The organism is Curtobacterium sp. 260 (assembly GCF_030803485.1).
Taxonomy (GTDB): domain Bacteria; phylum Actinomycetota; class Actinomycetes; order Actinomycetales; family Microbacteriaceae; genus Curtobacterium.
This window is the reverse complement of the sequence record NZ_JAURUY010000006.1, coordinates 1-19,765: the sequence shown is the minus strand read 5'-3', so window position 1 is coordinate 19,765 and position 19,765 is coordinate 1. Positions and strand designations below refer to the sequence as shown.

General features: G+C 69.1%; 15 protein-coding genes. 9 read left to right on the top strand and 6 right to left on the bottom strand.

All coding sequences use genetic code 11. The annotated features are described in order from the left end of the window. Nucleotides 1-4: 4 nt before the first annotated feature. From J2X59_RS09050 to J2X59_RS09040, 3 genes are all read right to left on the bottom strand, one after another. A complete protein-coding gene (locus J2X59_RS09050; protein WP_326496441.1) occupies nt 5-1,330 on the bottom strand; it encodes an ABC transporter substrate-binding protein in 1,326 nt (441 codons plus the stop codon). Nucleotides 1,331-1,518: 188 nt separating this feature from the next. After that, nucleotides 1,519-2,610 carry a LacI family DNA-binding transcriptional regulator gene (locus J2X59_RS09045; RefSeq protein ID WP_326496440.1) on the bottom strand — a complete coding sequence of 364 codons (1,092 nt, stop codon included), beginning with the start codon at nt 2,608-2,610 and terminating at the stop codon, nt 1,519-1,521. Nucleotides 2,611-2,655: 45 nt separating this feature from the next. Beyond that, nucleotides 2,656-3,666 carry a LacI family DNA-binding transcriptional regulator gene (locus J2X59_RS09040; RefSeq protein WP_326496439.1) on the bottom strand — a complete coding sequence of 337 codons (1,011 nt, stop codon included), beginning with the start codon at nt 3,664-3,666 and terminating at the stop codon, nt 2,656-2,658. A 134-nt stretch (nt 3,667-3,800) separates the two neighbouring features. Here J2X59_RS09040 and J2X59_RS09035 point away from each other — a divergent pair, with 134 nt between their 5' ends. From J2X59_RS09035 to J2X59_RS09005, 7 genes are all read left to right on the top strand, one after another. Beyond that, nucleotides 3,801-5,162: an MFS transporter gene (locus J2X59_RS09035; protein WP_326496438.1), complete on the top strand. Its 1,362-nt coding sequence runs from the start codon at nt 3,801-3,803 to the stop codon at nt 5,160-5,162. Then, on the top strand, nt 5,159-5,626 hold the full coding sequence (locus J2X59_RS09030) for an L-rhamnose mutarotase (protein ID WP_326496437.1): 468 nt from the start codon (nt 5,159-5,161) through the stop codon (nt 5,624-5,626). Before J2X59_RS09035 ends, J2X59_RS09030 begins: the two co-directional genes overlap by 4 nt. Further along, a complete protein-coding gene (gene rhaI / locus J2X59_RS09025; RefSeq protein WP_326496436.1) occupies nt 5,623-6,795 on the top strand; it encodes an L-rhamnose isomerase in 1,173 nt (390 codons plus the stop codon). Before J2X59_RS09030 ends, rhaI begins: the two co-directional genes overlap by 4 nt. Nucleotides 6,796-6,799: 4 nt before the next feature. Next, nucleotides 6,800-8,887 carry a bifunctional aldolase/short-chain dehydrogenase gene (locus J2X59_RS09020; protein ID WP_326496435.1) on the top strand — a complete coding sequence of 696 codons (2,088 nt, stop codon included), beginning with the start codon at nt 6,800-6,802 and terminating at the stop codon, nt 8,885-8,887. A gap of 4 nt (nt 8,888-8,891) precedes the next feature. Then, a complete protein-coding gene (locus J2X59_RS09015; protein ID WP_326496434.1) occupies nt 8,892-10,382 on the top strand; it encodes a rhamnulokinase in 1,491 nt (496 codons plus the stop codon). A gap of 128 nt (nt 10,383-10,510) precedes the next feature. Then, nucleotides 10,511-11,701, top strand: coding sequence for an alpha-hydroxy acid oxidase (locus J2X59_RS09010; protein ID WP_326496543.1), 1,191 nt, complete (start codon nt 10,511-10,513; stop codon nt 11,699-11,701). A gap of 109 nt (nt 11,702-11,810) precedes the next feature. After that, a complete protein-coding gene (locus J2X59_RS09005; protein ID WP_326496433.1) occupies nt 11,811-12,728 on the top strand; it encodes a helix-turn-helix transcriptional regulator in 918 nt (305 codons plus the stop codon). On the opposite strand, the gene J2X59_RS09000 is transcribed toward J2X59_RS09005, so the two are convergent. Continuing rightward, nucleotides 12,708-14,042, bottom strand: a complete 1,335-nt coding sequence (locus tag J2X59_RS09000; RefSeq protein ID WP_326496432.1) for a glycosyl hydrolase 53 family protein — start codon at nt 14,040-14,042, stop codon at nt 12,708-12,710. The genes J2X59_RS09005 and J2X59_RS09000 overlap by 21 nt on opposite strands. A 131-nt stretch (nt 14,043-14,173) precedes the next feature. Beyond that, nucleotides 14,174-14,860, bottom strand: a complete 687-nt coding sequence (locus tag J2X59_RS08995) for a FadR/GntR family transcriptional regulator (RefSeq protein ID WP_326496431.1) — start codon at nt 14,858-14,860, stop codon at nt 14,174-14,176. 44 nt (nt 14,861-14,904) lie between these two features. Here J2X59_RS08995 and J2X59_RS08990 point away from each other — a divergent pair, with 44 nt between their 5' ends. Together J2X59_RS08990 and J2X59_RS08985 are read left to right on the top strand one after the other, a co-directional pair. Then, complete coding sequence (locus tag J2X59_RS08990; protein WP_326496430.1) at nt 14,905-17,391, top strand: family 78 glycoside hydrolase catalytic domain; 2,487 nt, start codon at nt 14,905-14,907, stop codon at nt 17,389-17,391. A gap of 82 nt (nt 17,392-17,473) precedes the next feature. After that, nucleotides 17,474-18,712 carry an MFS transporter gene (locus J2X59_RS08985; protein ID WP_326496429.1) on the top strand — a complete coding sequence of 413 codons (1,239 nt, stop codon included), beginning with the start codon at nt 17,474-17,476 and terminating at the stop codon, nt 18,710-18,712. Nucleotides 18,713-19,003: 291 nt separating this feature from the next. Here J2X59_RS08985 and J2X59_RS08980 read toward each other — a convergent pair. After that, on the bottom strand, nt 19,004-19,765 hold a 762-nt coding region (locus J2X59_RS08980; protein ID WP_326496428.1), incomplete at its 5' end, for a hypothetical protein.

Sequence of the window (19,765 nt, the reverse complement as noted above, 5' to 3'; positions counted from 1 at the left end):
GTCGTCACCAGCCCTTGATGCCGAGCTGCTGGGCCTGCTGCACGACGTCTTGGTCGTACTGCTTCGCTCCGACCGCTGCCGAGGAGATGCCCGAGCCGACCTGCACGCAGATCTTCTCGAGGTTCGGGCCCTTGATCGGGGAGAGGAACTCGAGCGCGGACCCGGCCTTCTTGTCGGAGACGTACTTCGCGACGTCGGAGACGATCGGCGGGACGGAGTCCGGGAGCGTGCACGAGCTGATCGCGTACGGGCCGCCCGGCGTGCTGGTGTCGTTCTGCACCTTGCATCCCTCGGACGAGTTCGCGAAGGCGACGAGCTTCTTCGCGGCTTCGAGCTTGTCACCCTCGGCTGTCTTCGGGATGTAGAGGCTGTTCGGCTGCCACTGCGTGAGCGTGGTGTCGTCGGCGTCGTCGGCCGGGATGGCGAACGCGCCGATGTCGTTCACCGCGTCCGGGTTGTCCTGCTGGATGGTCGCGATGGCGCTGGTGAGCATGGGGTACTGGGCGCCGGTGCCGTCGGCGAGCATCTTGAGCCCGTTCGCCTGGGTGGCGGAGGCGTAGTCCTCGTTGAGGAGGTCCTTGTCCTTGATCTCGGCGAGGTGCTCGAAGCCGGCCAGCGCGGGCTCCTTCGTGTACGACTCCTCGTGGGCGGTGTACTTCTCAGCCCAGTCGGACTGCTGCGCGGTCACGTTCGCGAAGTCGCCGAGGACGAGCAGCTGGCTCGTCCAGGTCTCGCCGTACGTCTGGATGACCGGAGCGACGCCGCCGGCGGATTTGATCTTCTCGCTGTTGCTGATGAACTCGTCCCACGTGGTCGGGACGCTCAGGCCGAGCTTCTCGTAGACCTTCTTGTTGTAGAGCATCGCGCCGGCGAAGGAGGACAGGAACGGTGCGCCGTACATGCCCTTGTCCGTGCTGACGGTCACGCGGTACTGGTCGTCGATGTCCTTGGCCCAGCTCTCGTCGGAGAGGTCGACGAGGGTGTTGTCGGGGTTCAGCGCCTGCAGGAGCGAGCCGGAGTTGTAACTGAGGACGTCCGACATCTCGCCGGTGGACAGCTGCGTCTTGACCAGGTTGTCGCCGTCGGTGCCCTGGGGGCGGGTGTCGACCTTGACCTTGATGTCGGGGTAGGCCTTCTCGAATGCAGCCACCAGGGCCTTCGTCGTCGCGGCGGTCGCCGTCGAGTTGTCGACCTGGTAGGTGATCTCGGTCTTCCCGCCGGTGTCGGCGGAGCCGCCCGACGAACACGCTGCGGTGCTGCCGATGAGTGCGAGTGCGCCGCCGATGGCGAGCCACTTGAGCGATGTCCGGCGCGGGGAGAGTGCTGGCATTTCCTTACCTCCTCGTAAGGCCCGGGCTCGGGGAACCCGGGGTGAAACGGATCTGCGGCGGGCGTCGGTGCGAGCCGCAGGAGTGTAATTGAAGCGTTTCAACCGGAATGGAACCACGCGCGTTGAAGCGTGTCAATCGATCAGCGAGATTTGTTACGCGACCGGTGGGTGCCCGCTCCGAGCGCTGCTCACGCCTCGGTGCGACGCGGGTCGCAGGGTGAGGTGCTCCGCCGCGCGTCGGCGGCTCGCGTCCGCCCGACCGTGCTCTCGCGGGCGATCAGCTCGCTGTCGAGGACGACCGTGCGGTGGACGTGGTCCCGCCCCTCGGTCATCTCGGCGAGGAGCAGGGCGAGTGCCGCTACTCCCATGTCCTGACCGTGCTGGGTCACCGACGTGAGCGGGACCGCACCGCCCCAGGCGACCGAGTTGTGGTCGCAGCCCGACACCGGGATCTCCTCGGGGACGCGGATGCCCGCTGCACGCAGCTCGGTGACCACCGCCATCGCGAGCAGGTCGGTCACCCCGAGCACGCCGTCGGGTCGCTCGTGCGCCGGCATCGCGGCGATGCGGGCGCCTGCGTCGGTTCCTCCGGGTGGATCGATGTCCCCGGCGTCGACCTCGACGAGCGTGACGTCCGGGTGCTCGGCGATCGCACGCAGCAGCCCGACGCGGCGACGCGCCACCGGCTGGAGGTCCGGTCGCGCGCTCACGAACCCGATGCGCCGACAGCCCTGCTCGATGAGGTGGGTGCCGGCGATGTAGCCGGCGCGCTCGTTGTCGACGATGACCGAGCATGCCTCGACGGTCGACGGCTCGTAGTTGACGTAGACGACCGGCAGACCGTGCTGCCGGACGGCGGTCACCTGGTCAGCCGACTCGGTCATCGAGGCGAGCAGGATGCCGGAGACGCGCGCACTCTCCATGAAGGCGAGGTGCTCGCCCTGTCGTGTCGTGTCGTTCTCGGCACTGGCCATGAGCAGGGTGAGGCCGTGCTCACGCGCTGCGTCGTTCGCGCCGCTGACCATGTCGGTGAAGAGCGAGTTGCGCAGCGACGAGAGCACCAGGCCGACGCTCCGCGTGCGTCCGGAGGCGAGCGCGCGCGCGTTGTGGTTCGGCGTGTACCCGAGCGCCGAGATCGCGTCGCGCACCCGGCTGGCTGTCGCATCGGAGACGCGTTCCGGGTGGTTGATCACGTTGGAGACCGTCGCGAGCGACACCCCTGCCCGTGCCGCGACGTGGTGCACGCTCGGTGGGGCGCTCCGCCGCGGGATCTGCGCCATGCTCCGATGGTAGGCGGCGGGCGCGACGGCGACGACCCGCGTCGGTCAGTCCGTCGGCACGGTCGACTGACGGACGACGAGTTCCGGCGCGAACTCGACCCGCTCGAGGTCGATGTCCTGGCCGTGCTCGACCTGTGCGACGAGCAGCTCGATGGCGCGGCGACCGATGTCCTGTGCCGGTTGTCGGACGGAGGTGAGCGGGACGACCGCGGCCTCGGCGAAGGCGATGTCGTCGTAACCCACGATGGCGACGTCCTCGGGGACCGCGACGGAACCCCGCATGACGAACGCCTGCTCGAGACCCACGGCGAGCAGGTCGTTCGCTGCGAAGACGGCGTCCGGGCGCTCGTGTGCGGGACGCTCCCGCAGCGCCTCTCCGATGCGACGGCCCTCGAGCACCGAGAGTGACCGGGTCGGGAGGACCTCGAGTCCGATGCCTGCTGCGGCCGCAGCGGCCCGCGCGCCCGCGAGACGGTCGGCGACCTGGCGGATGCTCGACGGACCCCCGACGAACGCAATGCGGCGGCGCCCGACGGCGGCGAGGTGTTCGACGGCGATGCGCCCCCCTGCGACGTCGTCGACCGACACGGATGCGAAGTGCTCATCGTCGGCGCGCCGGTCGACCAGGACCACCGCCGTGCCCTGGTCGCGGAGGCGGGCGAGGCGCGAGAGGTCGTCGCCTGCGGGGGAGATGAGCAGGCCGGCGACGCGTCGCTCCTCGAACAGGTCGACGTAGGTGCGTTCGCGCTTCGCCGACTCGTCGGAGTTGCCGATGAGGACGGCGAGTCCGGCTGCGAGCGCGGCGTCCTCTGCTCCGCGTGCGACGTCGGTGAAGAACGGGTTGCCTCCGTCGAGGACGATGAAGCCGACGGTCGAGCTCCGACCGGCACGCAGCTGACGGGCCGAGTCGTTCCGCACGAAGCCCAGTTCCTCGATGGCGGTCTGCACCCGCTCGACCGTGGCCGGCGCCACCTTGTCCGGCCGGTTCAGGACGTTCGAGACCGTCCCGAGCGACACGCCTGCGCGCGCTGCGACCTCCCGCACGCTCACTGCCATGTCGCCATCCTGGCACCCCCGCCGTCGGAACCGGTGCAGCACAGCACCGCTTGCACCCGCTTGCAGCGCCGAGTACATTCCTCGCAGCACCACCGTTGAAACGATTCAGAGCCGAACCTGCGAACGGAGGACCAATGGCGGTCCGCATCGGAGCCCGGAACACCACGGGCTGGAAGGCGACGATCTCCGTCGCCATGTCGAACTACATCGAGTCGGGGTCGATCATCGCGATCGCCACGAGCCTGAGCCTCTGGCAGGCGCAGTTCGGGATCGGCGACCTGCAGGTCGGACTCCTCGCGAGCCTCTCCGCCAACGCCTTCGGGGCTGCGGCCGGCGCGATCATCGGCGGACCGCTGTGCGACCGGTACGGGCGCAAGTTCATCTACACCTACGACCTGCTGCTCTACGTGCTCGGCATCCTGCTCGCCGTGTTCGCCGGCAGCTACGGCATGCTCCTGACCGGCTTCATCCTGACCGGCATCGCGGTCGGCGCCGGTGTCCCGGCCAGCTGGACCTACATCGCCGAGCAGGCACCGGCCGGCAAGCGCGCCGCCCACGTCGGAACGGCGCAGCTCGCCTGGTCCATCGGACCGATGGTCGGGTTCGCGCTCGCCATCGCCGCGGCGCCCCTCGGGCTGCTCGGCAGCAGGCTCATCTTCGCGCACCTGTTCGTCGTCGCGGCCGTCGTGTGGTGGCTCCGACGCGGCCTGCCCGAGTCGACGCTCTGGAAGGACGAGCGGGCCGCCGCGGGCAGCGCGAACTTCTTCCACGGCATCACCCAGCTGTTCAGCAAGCGCGTCAACCTCACCGCGATGCTGTTCCTGTTCGGCGTCTACGCACTCTGGAACACCGTCGCCGGGCAGGCCGGCATCTTCCAGCCGCGCGTCTACTCCGCCACCGGCGTCACGAGCGTCCCGGAGCAGTACGGCCTGCAGGTGCTCGTCTGGGGATGCACCGTCGCCGCGACGTACTTCGGCTTCATGCGGTTCGCCGACCGGGTCAGCCGCCGGGTCCTGTTCGCCGTCGGCGCCGTCCTCGCCATCGTCGCGTGGGCCGTGCTCATCTACGCGCCGGCGAACCTCGGGACACTGCTCTTCTTCGCGATCGCATGGGGTGTGTCGTCAGGCATCGGCGCGCAGGCGTTCTACGGGCTCTGGACCAGCGAGCTCTTCGCAACCCGCTACCGCGCCAGCGCCCAAGGCGTGCTCTTCCTCGCCGCCCGCGTGATGGTCGGCCTGCTCAGCATCTGGTTCCCGCTGCTCCTGGCGGACATCGGACTGCGCGGGCTGGGCGGCCTCATCATCGGCCTGCTCGCGCTCTCGTTCCTCGTCGGCACGATCTGGGCACCCCGGACACAGGGCAGGACGCTCGAGGACATCGAGGCCGAGCGCTACGGCACCGTGACCAGCCTCACGGGCACGACCCGGACGGTGGACGAGCACGACGAGCGCCAGCGGTCGCTCCGCACCCCACGCGGCGAGCGGACGCCACGGTGAGCGACCTCGACCAGCGTGATCCGCGCCTCCCGTCCGCCCTGCCGGGACGCGCGACCGACGTGACACGCGTCTGCTTCCGTCTCCAGGTGGCAGTGGGGCACCTCGATGCCTACCGGGAGCGGCACGCGGCGGTGTGGCCGGCGATGCTGCAGGCCATCGCCGCTGCCGGGCGTCGGAACTACTCGCTCTTCCTCGACGACGACGGACTGCTGATCGGCTACTACGAGACCACGTCCGTAGCCGACGCCGACGCGGCCCTTGCGGCGTCCGAGGTCGCAGCGGCCTGGGAAGCGCACATGCAGGACCTGTTCCACGGCGCCACCGGCCGCGCAGACCAGGCCGCTCGGATCCTCCCCGAGGTCTTCAACCTCGACGACCAGCTCACCGCGGCGAACGGCTTGCAGCACCGTCTCGACGCCGCTAGCATTGAAACGATTCAATCACCACGAGGAAGTGCACGATGACATCGACCCCGACCTTCGCCGGCATCGCCGAGCAGCTCGCCCGACAGCAGATCGAACTCCCGAGCTGGGCGTTCGGCAACTCGGGTACCCGCTTCAAGGTGTTCTCCACGCCGGGCACCCCGCGCGACCCGTACGAGAAGATTGCCGACGCCGCGCAGGTGCACCGGTACACGGGCCTCGCGCCGACCGTCGCGCTGCACATCCCGTGGGACCTCGTCGACGACTTCGCCGACCTGAAGCGTCACGCCGAGGAGCACGGCGTCCGCCTGGGCACGATCAACTCGAACACCTTCCAGGACGACGACTACAAGTTCGGCGCCCTGACCCACGTCGACGAGAAGACCCGTCAGAAGGCGATCGACCACCACCTGCAGTGCATCGACGTCATGCACGCCACCGGCAGTCGCGACCTGAAGATCTGGCTCGCCGAGGGCTCGAACTACCCGGGGCAGGAGGACATGCGCTCCCGCCAGGACCGCCTGCACGACTCGCTCTCGACGATCTACGACCGACTCGGCGACGACCAGCGGCTCGTGCTCGAGTACAAGTTCTTCGAGCCGTCGTTCTACCACACGGACGTCCCCGACTGGGGCACGAGCTACGTGCAGACCGCGGCACTCGGGGACAAGGCGATGGTCTGCCTCGACACCGGTCACCACGCGCCGGGGACGAACATCGAGTTCATCGTCATGCAGCTGCTCCGGCTCGGCAAGCTCGGCAGCTTCGACTTCAACTCCCGCTTCTACGCCGACGACGACCTCATCGTGGGCGCCGCAGACCCGTTCCAGCTGTTCCGGATCCTCGTCGAGGTGATCCGCGGTGGCGGCTACGACAACCCGGACGTCGCCTTCATGCTCGACCAGTGCCACAACGTCGAGGACAAGATCCCCGGCCAGATCCGCTCGGTGCTGAACGTGCAGGAGATGACCGCTCGCGCGCTGCTCCTCGACCGCGTCGCGCTCACCGCCGCGCAGGAGGCACACGACGTCCTCGGCGCGAACGAGATCTTCATGGACGCGTTCCAGACCGACGTCCGCGCCGACCTCGCCGCGTGGCGCGAGTCGCGTGGACTGCCCGCGAACCCGATGCGCGCGTACCTCGACTCCGGCTACCAGCAGCAGATCGCTGAGGACCGTGTCGGCGGCGTCCAGGCCGGATGGGGTGCGTGAAACGATGACGACGAACAGCCTGGAGGCACGGGTGGACCCCGCAACGCAGCACACGTCAGCGCGCGAGACGGTCAGCGCGCTCATCGCGCGATCGAACGCGCTCGGCTCCGACCCGCGGATCACGAACTACGCCGGCGGCAACACGTCCGCGAAGGGTACCGACACCGACCCGGTCACGGGCGAACCGGTGGAGCTGCTGTGGGTGAAGGGCTCCGGTGGAGACCTCGGCACCCTCGAGCCGCCAGGGCTGGCCGTCCTGCGGGTCGACCGGGTCCGCGCGCTCCGTGACGTCTACCCGGGCGTGGAGCGCGAGGACGAGATGGTCACCGCGTTCGACCACACCCTGTTCGGCAAGGGCGGTGCCGCGCCGTCGATCGACACCGCCATGCACGCCCTCGTGGACGCCGCACACGTCGACCACCTGCACCCCGATGCCGGCATCGCGATCGCGACCGCCGCCGACGGCCCCGAGCTCACCGAGCGGATCTTCGGCGACAAGGTCGTCTGGGTGCCGTGGCGCCGTCCGGGCTTCCAGCTCGGCCTCGACATCGCCGCGATCAAGGACCAGCACCCCGAGGCGATCGGCACGATCCTCGGCGGCCACGGCATCACCGCCTGGGGTTCGTCGTCCGAGGAGACGGAAGCGAACTCGCGGTGGATCATCGACACCGCCGAGCAGTACATCCGCGAGCACGGCAAGGACCAGCCGTTCGGTGCCGTCCGTCCCGGCTACGAGGCGCTGCCCGACACCGACCGCCGTGCCCGTGCAGCCGCACTCGCGCCGACGATCCGCGGGATCGCCGGCCACGACAAGCCCGTCGTCGGGCACTTCACGGACAGCGACGTCGTCCTCGACTTCCTGGCGTCGTCGCGTGCTGAAGAACTTGCGGCACTCGGTACGAGCTGCCCGGACCACTTCCTCCGCACCAAGGTGAAGCCGCTCATCCTCGACCTCCCCGGCACGGCGAGCGTCGAGGAGCAAGTCGCACGACTCCGCGAACTGCACGAGCAGTACCGTGCCGACTACCAGGCGTACTACGACCGCCACGCCACCCCGGAGAGCCCTGCGATCCGCGGCGCCGACCCGCTCATCGTGCTCGTCCCGGGCGTCGGGATGTTCTCCTACGGCAAGGACGCCCAGACCGCCCGGGTCGCGGGGGAGTTCTACGTCAACGCGATCAACGTCATGCTGGGCGCCGAGGCGCTGAGCGCCTACGCGCCGATCGACGAGGCCGAGAAGTTCCGCATCGAGTACTGGGCGCTCGAAGAGGCGAAGCTCCAGCGCATGCCGAAGCCGAAGCAGTTGGCGACCCGCATCGCGCTGGTCACCGGTGCGGCGAGCGGCATCGGCAAGGCGATCGCGAAGCGCCTCGCTGCGGAGGGTGCCGCCGTCGTCATCGCCGACCTCGACCTCGCCAAGGCGCAGGACGCAGCGGCCGAGATCGGCGGCCCGGACCACGCCATCGGTGTCGTCGCGAACGTCACGAGCGCGGACGCCATCGACCAGGCGATCCAGGCGACACTGCTGCACTTCGGCGGCCTCGACCTCGTCGTCAACAACGCCGGGCTCTCGCTGAGCAAGAGCCTGCTCGAGACCACCGAGCAGGATTGGGACCTGCAGCACGACGTCATGGCGAAGGGCTCGTTCCTCGTGTCCAAGGCGGCCGCGAAGGTCCTGATCGAGCAGGGCCTCGGCGGCGACATCGTCTACATCTCCTCGAAGAACTCCGTCTTCGCCGGGCCGAACAACATCGCCTACTCCGCCACCAAGGCCGACCAGGCGCACCAGGTTCGACTGCTCGCGGCCGAGCTCGGCGAGCACGGCGTCCGCGTCAACGGCATCAACCCCGACGGCGTCGTCCGCGGCTCGGGCATCTTCGCCTCCGGCTGGGGCGCGAACCGCGCGAAGACGTACGGCGTCGACGAGCAGGACCTCGGCAAGTTCTACGCGCAGCGCACCATCCTCAAGCGCGAGGTCGTACCCGAGAACGTGGCCAACGCCGTCTACGCCATCTGCACTGCCGACTTCTCCCACACGACAGGTCTGCACGTGCCGGTGGACGCCGGTGTCGCCGCGGCCTTCCTGAGGTAGCGCGATGCACACCAGCGGCAGCGTCGCCGCCGTCGACCTCGGAGCGACCAGCGGTCGGGTCATCGTCGGTCACGTGGACGGTGGCGGCGTGCGGATGGAGCACGTCGCCCGGTTCGCGAACGGTCCCGTACCGGTGTGGGAGGGCGAGCGCGAGGCCCTCCACTGGGACGCACTCGAGCTGTACCGGCAGGTGCGGCTGGGTCTCCGGGACGCACTGGCCCGCCACCACGACGTCGTCAGCATCGGGGTCGACTCGTGGGCTGTCGACTACGGCATCGTCCGGGCCGGCCGCATCACGCACCAGCCGTACCACTACCGCGACGAACGGAACGACGCGGCGTCACGATCGATGTTGCGGAAGATCGGCAAGGAGGCGCTGTTCCGGCGCAACGGCCTGCAGCACCTGCCCTTCAACACGGTGTTCCAGCTGCACGCCGACCTGCGCGACGGACTCCTGCAGAGCGGCGACCGGGCCCTGCTGATCCCGGACCTGCTCGGTTACTGGCTGACCGGCGCCCAGGCGGCGGAACGGACGAATGCCTCGACGACGGGGCTGCTCGACGTCAACACCGGGCGGTGGTCCGACGACCTGCGCTGGTCGCTCGGGCTGCCCTCGGGCATCTTCCCGGAGCTCGGGCAGCCCGGCGTCGAGCTCGGTGGGCTCCTGCCCGCCGTGGCCGACGCCGTCGGAGCCGGGCCGTCCACCCCGGTCACGCTGGTCGGCTCGCACGACACCGCCTCGGCGGTCGTCGCCGTGCCCGCGACGGAGCCCGACTTTGCGTACATCTCCTCCGGGACGTGGTCGCTGGTCGGCGTCGAGCTCGATGCACCCGTCGTCACGGACGCCGCACGCGAGGCGAACTGCACGAACGAGGGCGGCGTCGACGGTCGAGTCCGGTTCCTCAAGAACGTCTCCGGACTGTGGCTGCTCTCCGAGAGCGTCCGCACCTGGGAACGAGACGGCGAACGGATCGACCTGGAGGCACTGCTCGCCTCCGCCGCCGACGTCACCACCGCGGTCCCCGTGTTCGACGTGGCCGACGACGTGTTCGCGGCGCCCGGCGACATGCCGGCGCGCATCGCCGCGTGGTGCGCCGCGCACGGGCTGGAGGTGCCCGGCTCACGTGCCGAGTTCGTCCGGTCGATCCTCGAGTCCCTCGCGGTCGCCTACGCCGAGACCCTCCGCACGATCGTCGACGTCACCGGCAAGGACGTCCGGGTCGTGCACGTCGTCGGCGGTGGATCGCAGAACCGCCTGCTCTGCCAGCTCACCGCCGACCGAACCGGACTGCCCGTCCTCGCCGGACCCGTCGAGGCGACCGCGCTCGGCAACGTCCTCGTCCAGGCTCGTGCCCACGGACTCGCCGGACTCGGCGGAGCATCCTTGGAAGCACTCCGCGACGTCGTCGCCCGGACCACCGAACCGGTCCGCTACACACCCGCTCCGGGCTCGGACGCCCGACCCCTCCGCACCACCGTCAGGAGCCACGCATGACCACCACCGACGACCAGCACCGCGTCGACCCCGCGACCGGCGCACCCGCAGCCTCCACCGGACCCGCCTCGAGCGCCCGCGTCCGGGTGCAGCGGCAGCTGCCGAGCGTCCGCGACCTCGCACCGCTCATGCAGTTCAAGAAGCCCGCGCTGCCGGGTCGGCGACAGCGGCTCGACTCCGCGCTGACGATCTGGGACCTCCGCGCGATCGCCGCCCGACGCACCCCGAAGGCAGCGTTCGACTACACCGAGGGTGCCGCGGAGGCGGAGATCTCGCTCGCCCGCGCGCGGCAGGCGTTCGAGGACATCGAGTTCACCCCGGCCATCCTCCGCGACGTGTCGAAGGTCGACACGTCCCGCGACGTGCTCGGCGCGTCCACCGCCCTGCCGTTCGGCATCGCGCCGACCGGCTTCACCCGGATGATGCAGACCGAGGGCGAACGCGCCGGCGCCCGGGCTGCGGGACGGGCGGGGATCCCGTTCTCGCTCTCGACGATGGGCACCACGGCGATCGAGGACGTCCGCGACGCCAACCCGCACGGCAGGAACTGGTTCCAGCTGTACATGTGGAAGGACCGCGACAAGTCGATGGCGCTCGTCGACCGGGCCGCGAAGGCCGGGTTCGACACGCTGCTCGTCACGGTCGACGTGCCGGTCGCGGGTGCGCGCCTCCGCGACAAGCGCAACGGGTTCTCGATCCCGCCGCAGCTCACGCCGAAGACAGTGATCAACGCCATTCCGCGGCCGTGGTGGTGGTTCGACTTCCTCACCACCGAACCCCTCGCGTTCGCGTCGCTCGACCGGTGGTCGGGGACGGTCGGTGAGCTCCTCGACCACATGTTCGACCCCACCGTGACCTACGAGGACCTCGAGTGGATCCGTGACCAGTGGCCCGGCAAGGTCGTCGTCAAGGGCGTCCAGTCCCTCGCGGACGCGAAGCGCCTGGCGTCGATGGGCGTCGACGGCATCACCCTGTCGAACCACGGAGGCCGGCAGCTGGATCGCGCTCCCGTCCCGTTCCACCTGCTCCCCGAGGTCGTCAAGGAGGTCGGGAAGGACACCGAGGTGCACCTCGACACCGGCATCATGTCCGGCGCCGACATCGTCGCGGCGGTCGCACTCGGTGCCCGGTTCACGATGGTCGGCCGGGCCTACCTCTACGGCCTCATGGCGGGCGGTGAGGCCGGCGTCGACCGGATGATCCAGATCCTGTCCGAGCAGATCGAGCGCACCATGCGCCTGCTCGGCGTGGCCACGCTCGACGAGCTCGAGCCGGGACACGTCACGCAGCTCCAGCGGCTCGCACCCGTCCGTCGCTGAGACCGAGACCGGCGGAGTTCCGATCGCTCCGCCGCCGAGCCGCGTCCGAGCGCCCCGCACCGGGCGCGGCTCGACCCCCAGCAGGAGAGCACCTCCTCGAGGAGTGACGATGCGCGTCCCACCCCTGTTCCACGCATCGGAGCGTGTCCGTGACCGGGACGGCAACGTCCGGCTCGACGCACCGCCGCTGTACGTAGGGCTGCACCGGCACCGCGACGCGTACCCGCTGCACACGCACTCGTTCGTCGAGGTCGCGTTCGTGGTGGGCGGAGCCGGGAACCACGTCTGCGATGCCGTCGCGACGCCCCTGCGCGCCGGTGACGTCCTCGTCCTCGAGCCGGGGCGGGCACACGGCTACAGCGACTGCGACGAACTGACCGTCCTGAACTGCTGCTTCACCGAGCCGTTCTTCGACGCCCTCACGGCTTCGTTGCGCAGCGACGTGGTTCCTCGACATGATGCGGGCCGCCTCGTGCAGGGACGGTTCGCGGTCGACGACGCTGCTCAGGTGACCGCCCACATCGCCGAGGTGCTCAGGCTCCTCTCCGCGCAGCCCGTCTCGCCACCTGCGGTCCTCGCGGAGGTGGTCCACCTGCTCGCGCAGCTTCCGTCCGCGATGCCGGTCGTCACGGCCGGGCATCGTCCGCCAGCACGGATCGTCTCGGTCGCGTGTGCTCGACTCATCGATGCAGCGCTGGACGAACCGATCACGCTCGACCACCTGGCGGACGAACTCCACCTCACGAAGCACCACCTGGTGCGGACCTTCACGGCGGACTTCGGCGTGCCACCGCTCACGTACCTCGCAGCCCGCCGCCTCGACGTCGCCGCGCACCTCGTCGCGACGACGGACCGGGGGATCGCTGACATCGCGACAGCAGTCGGGCTGACCGACGCGAACTACTTCTCACGGCGCTTCAAGCAGCGGTTCGGGCTCACCCCGACGGCGTACCGGACAGCGCAGGTCGTCGGCCCCGTCGTTCCTCGATCGGACCGGCGACCCCGTTCACGCGCTGCGGACGCCTGATGCGATCGCGCTGAGTGCGGGCTTCGCGCTGGCGATGGTCCCGTTCGGCGTGAAGAAACTCATCGGCTGCCAGCCACCGACGGAGTAGTCGGGTGCCCACGGACGGACGCCTGACAGGACACCGGAGGTCCTGCCCCACGCTGTCACGTCCCGGTAGAAACGCGACTGACCATCGTCGTCCTGCGGGTAGCCGACCAGCGGTGAGTTCCACGCGAAGGGTGCGTTCATCGTGCCGGTGGGGTAGCCGCCCTCGGCGATGAAGACGGGTCGCCCGAACTGCGCTTCGAGGGCTGTCGCGGTCGCCTGGAACGTCGCCAGGGTCCCACCGGAACTCGTCGGGTAGTAGGAGACGCCCAACTCGTCCACCTCGAACCCGGCGTTGCCCATCGCCTGCCAGAAGGCCGGGAGGAGTCCCGGCAGCTGCAGGCTGACGGTGCTGGTGTGCGTCGTGAAGCGGGCGTGCCGATCGACACGGCGGATGCCGTCGGCGACCGCGGCGAAGAGCGCACCCACGTACGGCCAGAGGTGCTGCTCGAGGAACGCGTTCCGGTCCGGCATCGAGAACAGGTCGACGACGCTGACCTTTCCGATCTCGGGGTCCACCTGGTCCGGTGCTGCGTACGTGAAGTAGTCGGTGGACTCGGTGAAGCTCCGCAGCGCGACGCCCGCGACGCCGAACTCGACCTCGTTCCCGAGGTCCCACACGTTCACGCCCACCCCGATCCGGAGGATCTGCTGCGCCACTTCGGCGCCGTACCGCCGCATCGCCTGCGTCATCTGCGCGAGGGTCAGCGTCGACCAGGGCCCCGGGAGGCGGATCGTCGGGTAGTTGCTGAAGTCGGGTGCCGGCTGGTGGGACACGTCCCCGTAGATCTTCCAGAGACCGAGCTCTGGGTTGAAGGGCAGTCCGAGGCGTCGAGCGAGTCGCGCCTTGTGGAGCCCGGCGAGGAACCCGTGCTCCGCGTCGTCCTGCTGTGCGAAGCGCTTCGTCGCGATCCGGGCGTAGAGCTCGGAGGCGCCGTGTGCCACGAAGAGCCGTTGCAGCGCCTCGGCGGACCGGGCGGTCCTGCTCCCGTCGGTGAAGGTGAGTCCCCGCCGCAACATCGTGTCGGTGAACGGGCTGATCGACATCGCGTTCCGGAAGGTGTGAGTCGGCCTCCGGCGGAGCTCGTTCTGCTGTGCATCGGCCCGCGCCGATGATCCGCGAGTGATGGCACCGGTCGCGCCGAGGGCGACGCCAGCGCCGACCATCGCCGTGAAGCCGCGTCGCGTGATCCCGCTCGCAGTCCGGGCTTCGTCGTTGTTCTCAGACATCATCGTCTTCTCCAGCTTGCTGCTCAGGTGCGGTACACAGTGATCCTGGAGCACGGCGCGCGGAGCGAACAGCACTGCATTGACGAGGTGCCGCACGAGGTTGACCGCTCTTCCGCCCTGCAGCAGGAGTGCTACGGCACCAGCCGCTGGATGATGCCGCTCAGGAGCTCGCGACCGGCGCGTTCGGCGGCGGAGGGGTCCTGATCCCTGATGGCTGTCGCGATGGCCAAGTGACGGTCGACCTCGCCCGTGTCCACGGGATCGCCGGCAACGCCGAGGCCTGCGCGCCCGCGGAGCGCTTCGAGCATCGCGGGTTCGAGTGCGCGGAAGACCGGGTTCCCGCCGGCCGACAGGAGAGAGGCGTGGAACGACACGTCAGCGTCGAAGTACTGTGCACGGGCCGCGGGGTCCGCGCTGTGTGCCCGCATCGCCTCCGCCGCTTCCATGATCTGCTGACGAGCCTCCGTAGTCGCACGTTCCGCTGCGAGACGTGCCGCTTCCGGCTCGACGACCCGTCGGAGCTCGGCCAGTGCGTGGAGGAACGCCTCGCGGTCAGGGGACTCGAGGCGCCACCGGATCACGAGGGGTTCCAGTGTGTTCCACTCGCTGGCCGGCAGGACGCGGACGCCGATGCGTTTCGTCAGGGAGACCAGACCGAGCGCCTGCAGGACACGGACCGCTTCGCGCGCGACTGCCAGCGAGACCGAGTACTTCGCCGTGAGGTCCGACACCCGCACGGTGGTGTCCGTGGGCATCCGACCGGCGACGATGTCCCCGCCGAGCTGGTCGAGGACGTACGAGTGCAGACGCGAGGTCATGTGCAGGAGCCTACTCAGCTCTTGAAAACTGTTTTAATCGGTCCATGAATGCTGGCACCGCACGACTCCCGTCCGACAACGGCCTGAGCGGCTTCGGGGGCGCCGTCGCGGTCACACCCGACGTCGTGGACTCCTGGGATGATCCAGCGCCGATCATCTCGCACGAGTTCGAGCTCCCCGACGGGGTCGTGTCCGCACGGCTCGCCGTGACGTCGCTCGGCGTGCACCGCACCACTGTGAACGGTCTCCGGGTCGGCGACGACGAGCTCGGTCCTGGTTGGACCGACTACCGATCGCGCCTGTTGTGGCACGAGTACGACGTCGCTCCGCTCCTGGTTCCGGGGCGGAACCGCATCGATGCGCTCATCGGTAACGGCTGGTACCGCGGTCGACTCGGGCGCCCGGCGAGACGAGACCTCTACGGCCCGGACCTGGCGCTGCTGGCGCGCCTCGTCGTGACCATGGCGGACGGTGCGCGAATCGACGTCGGCACCGGCCCGGACTGGACCTGGCAGGACAGCGAGCTCCTGCGCAACGACCTCTACGACGGCGTGGTCATCGACCACCGACCGACGCTGGAGCGTCGAGGCGGACGGGTCCGTACCGTCCCGATCCCCGCGCGTCTCGAGCGTGCGCCGCATCCTCCGGTCCGGGTGATCGACGAGCGAGCTGCCTCCTGGTGGCCGCACGGTGAGGGCGTCCGGGTCGACGTCGGTGCGAACGTGGTCGGATGGCTGCGGGTCGAGGTCGAGGTCGACGGACCCGAGCGAGCGGTGGTGGTCCGACACGCGGAGGTCCTCGAACACGACGAGCTCGCCACCCGGCCCCTCCGCGACGCGGCGGCGACGGACGTCCACCTGCTCCCGTCCGGACCGCACACCCTGGTCCTCGACCCGGTCCACACCTTCCACGGGTTCCGCTACGCCCACATCTCCGGCCTGACCTCCGACGAGGTGCGATCCGTCACGACGTGCGTGGTGTCGTCGGACCTGGAAGCCGTCGGCTCGTGGGACTCGTCCGACGAGTTGCTGAACCGCCTGCACGAGAACGTCCGCCGTTCGGCGCGCGGCAACTTCGTGAGCATCCCCACGGACTGCCCGCAGCGCGACGAGCGCCTGGGGTGGACGGCGGACATCCAGGTCTTCGCGCCGACGGCGACCTACCTGTTCGATGTCAGGGCATTCCTCGAGTCGTGGCTCGACGACGTCGTCGCTGCGCAGGGCCCGGACGGATCCGTGCCGGTCGTCGTCCCCGACATGTACCGCCGGGCAGGGGTGGCGACGGCAGGCTGGGGCGACGCGGCCGTCCTGGTGCCCTGGCAGCTGTACTGCGAGACCGGGGACGTCGAGATCCTCCGTCGCTACGAGGAGCTGGCACGGCGGTGGATCGCGCGAGTCGACAGCGCGGTCGACGCGGACGGCATCTGGCGCGACGGTCACCAGTACGGCGACTGGCTCGACCCGAACGCGCCGTCTGACCGGCCTGCTCAGGCGATGACGGACCCGAGCCTCGTCGCGACGGCGTACCGCGTGCGCGTCCTCGGGGTCTTCCGCCAGTGGGTCGCAGCCCTCGGGCGCGCGGAAGACGCAGCAGCAACTGCTGCACGTCATCGGGAGGCGCGTGACCAGTTCCGAGACCGGTTCGTCACACGTCGCGGCTTCCTCACCTCCGAGACGCAAGCCGCGTACGCGCTCGCAATCGTGTTCGACCTCCTCGATGACGGTCAGACGGCCGCCGCCGGCGCACGTCTGTCCGACCTCGTCCGCGGCACGGACTTCACGGTCGGGACCGGCTTCCTCGGGACTCCCGTCCTCCTGGAGGCGCTCAGCCGGACCGGTCACCACGACGTCGCTGTGCGCCTCCTGCTCGGGACCCGGTCACCGTCTTGGCTCCACCCCGTCCTGCAGGGCGCCACGACGATCTGGGAACGGTGGGACAGCCTCCTCCCCGACGGAACCGTCAATCCCGGGGAGATGACGAGCTTCAACCACTACGCGTTCGGAGCGGTCGCCACGTGGATGCACGAACGGCTCGGCGGGCTGCGGCACCGTGACCCTGGATGGAGGACGGCAACCGTGACCGTGCCGCACTGGTCCCCGCTCGACCACGTCCGGACGGCGCACGACAGCGTCGCTGGACCCTGGTCCGTCGCCTGGCGACGTCGACCCGACGGAAGCATCGCGCTCGACCTCACCGTCCCCGACGGTGCGCGTGCTGTCATCCGCGACGGCGAGCGCGAGACGGTGGTCGGTGTGGGCAGGCACGCACTCCTGTTCGAGTCGAACGGCTCTTCCGCGCTTCCGTCTGCCGGCGTCACCGTCCGCGGAGCGATGGACGACGAAACCCTGTGGGACCGGGTCGTGGCGATCCTCCGCGTTGAGCGACCCGAGTGGTCGCGTCGGGACATCGCCCAGCAGGCCCAGCCGTACCTCGACCTGCCACTTCCCGACCTCGCACGCATCGTCGGTCTGTCCATCCCCACCCGCACCGAGGACGCGGTTCGCGAAGCCCTGCAGGGCGCGACTATGTAAACAGTTTTGATTTGACCTATCTTAAAAACAGTTTTAATCTGCTGCTATGTCCTGGCACTGCCCATCTCGACGAGGAGAACCGATGGCACCCACCGCACAGCCCCTGACCCGCACGCACTGGAAGCTCGCCGTCGCCGGTGGCATGGCCAGCTACCTCGACTCCGGGCTCATCGTGTCGCTCGGGATCGCACTGCCGATCTGGTCGACGTCCTTCGAGCTCGACGCCTGGGCGATCGGCATCATCAGTGCCGGTCTCACCTTCGCGATCGCGGTCGGCGCGCTGTTCGGCGGCCGGATCGCGGACCTGTTCGGCCGAACGCGGGTGTTCAACATCGACGTGCTGCTCTACCTCGTCGGCGCGGTGCTCATCCTCGCCGCTCCGAACCAGGCGGTACTGGTCACCGGGGTGCTCATCGCCGGCGTCGCGGCTGGTGCGGACCTCCCGACGTCCATCGCGGTGATCTCGGAGCGTGCTCCCGCCGGAGGGCAGGGGCGGATGGTCGCGTTCACGCAGGTCATGTGGACCGTCGGCATCGTCATGGCGACGCTGCTCGGCTTCCTGTTCTCCGGTCTTGGCGACCTCGGAGCGCGATTCCTGTTCGCTCACCTGGCGATCGCCGCACTCGTGACCTGGCTGGTCCGCGTGTTCAGCCCGGCGTTCGCCCGCCTCGAGGTCCAGACGCTCCCATCGGGGTCGGAGGAGCGAGCGCTGCCCCTCGCCGGGCTCCTGCGGGACCGCCGGTACCTCGCTGCGATCGGCCTGACCGCGCTCTTCTACATCGCCTACGGCGTCGTGGCGAACACCATCGGGCAGTTCAAGACGTACTTCCTCGTCGAGGTCGGCGGGGCCACCCAGACCGTGGCGACCGGCTTCGCATTCGTCGCGACACTGATCGGGCTCACCTGCGCGGTCCTGTTCACCCGCGCAGCCGACGGCCCGTGGCGGAACCGCCTGTTCGGGATCGGCGCCGCGGGACTGGTCGCGGGACTGCTGCTCATCGTCTTCACGGGTGGGACGATCTTGCCGGTGGTGTTCGTGTTCCTCATCGTCTACAACCTGTCGAACCCGTTCTGCGGGGAAGCGGTCTACAAGGTGTGGACCCAGGAGTCCTTCCCGCCGAACGTCCGGGCCACGGTGCAGGGCATCACGTACGCGATCGCCCGGTTCGTCTTCGCCGGTGTCGCCCTCGTCACGCCGGCCCTGATCGCGTGGAGCCCCTCCGGCCTCTTCGCGATCCTGGCCGGCCTCGCTGTGACGTCTGCCCTGCTCGGCGCGGTCCTGATCCGGAGGACTCGGTCCGCTGTCTTGGTCAGCGCATGACGCTTCATGGCGCCTGCCGCCCGGCCTGAGCGGTCAGCCCGACGGCAGGTGATGCGGCTTCAGCTGTCACCGAGCACTCATCGCCACCGAGTGACGAGCCTTACCGAATGAGCGTTATCAGCAAGTCGCGACTGCACATCGCAAGCGGTAGCGGAGATGACGTTTCAAGTTGCGGGGTGCCGGCTGGATCGGTCGGCGTCTTCACCACCGGAATCTGACGCGGTGAAACCGGCCGCGACTTCCCGGGGGCGCTTTACGCCGTGCGAGGATCCAGCGCACTTCAGAGGGGCGCTACGTTTGTCGAAGTTCGGCCCGCGTGAGAGCGGCTTTGATCTCCGCCGAGATGAGCGCCGGGAATCCCAAAGCGTCGAAATCGTGCTCGCGTAGCCATACCAGGCACGCCTCGACGTCGAGATCATCGGGCACTACATGTTCTGCCAGCGACACCACAGTAGTCCGCGATAGCCCAAGGCCCATCATCGAGACTTCGGTAGTCCTCGATACCCCAAGTTCCATGAGCATTGCGATATCGGGTGGCGCAGGTGCGTCTTGGGCTCCTGGGAATGCTGCATTCAAAACGTCGGCGTAGCAGGCTAGATAGAGCGGTCCCTCAAAACGAGCATATTGCTCCACATCGGTCAGAACTTGTCGAATCTCTTGCGGAAGCCGTATTTCGCGGTTGTTGCGGCGAAGCCAGCCAAGCCTCTTAGACACTAGAAGTGATAGTGGACGGCCGCGCATCCAATCGATGAAAAGTAGCGCAAGTGAGAAGTGTCGACCAGGAATGTTTGTGAAGTCGGTGCCGAGGTATTCGGCGCAAAGAGAGATGGCGCGTACGTAACTCTCGAGCGCGTCATCAGATTCAGGCGGAGGCAATTCGAACGTCTCGCGCTCGCCTGACTTGACGAAGTAGTCATAGAGACGCTCGCGGCTCCTGCTGTCGAACAGGCCGAGCAGTCGGACGACACCGTCCTGCTGATGCGCCAGCGCTCGGAACCCGTCTCGCTGCGGCCGGACCCGACCGATCGAGTGCCCCTCGAGCGCGGCGACGGG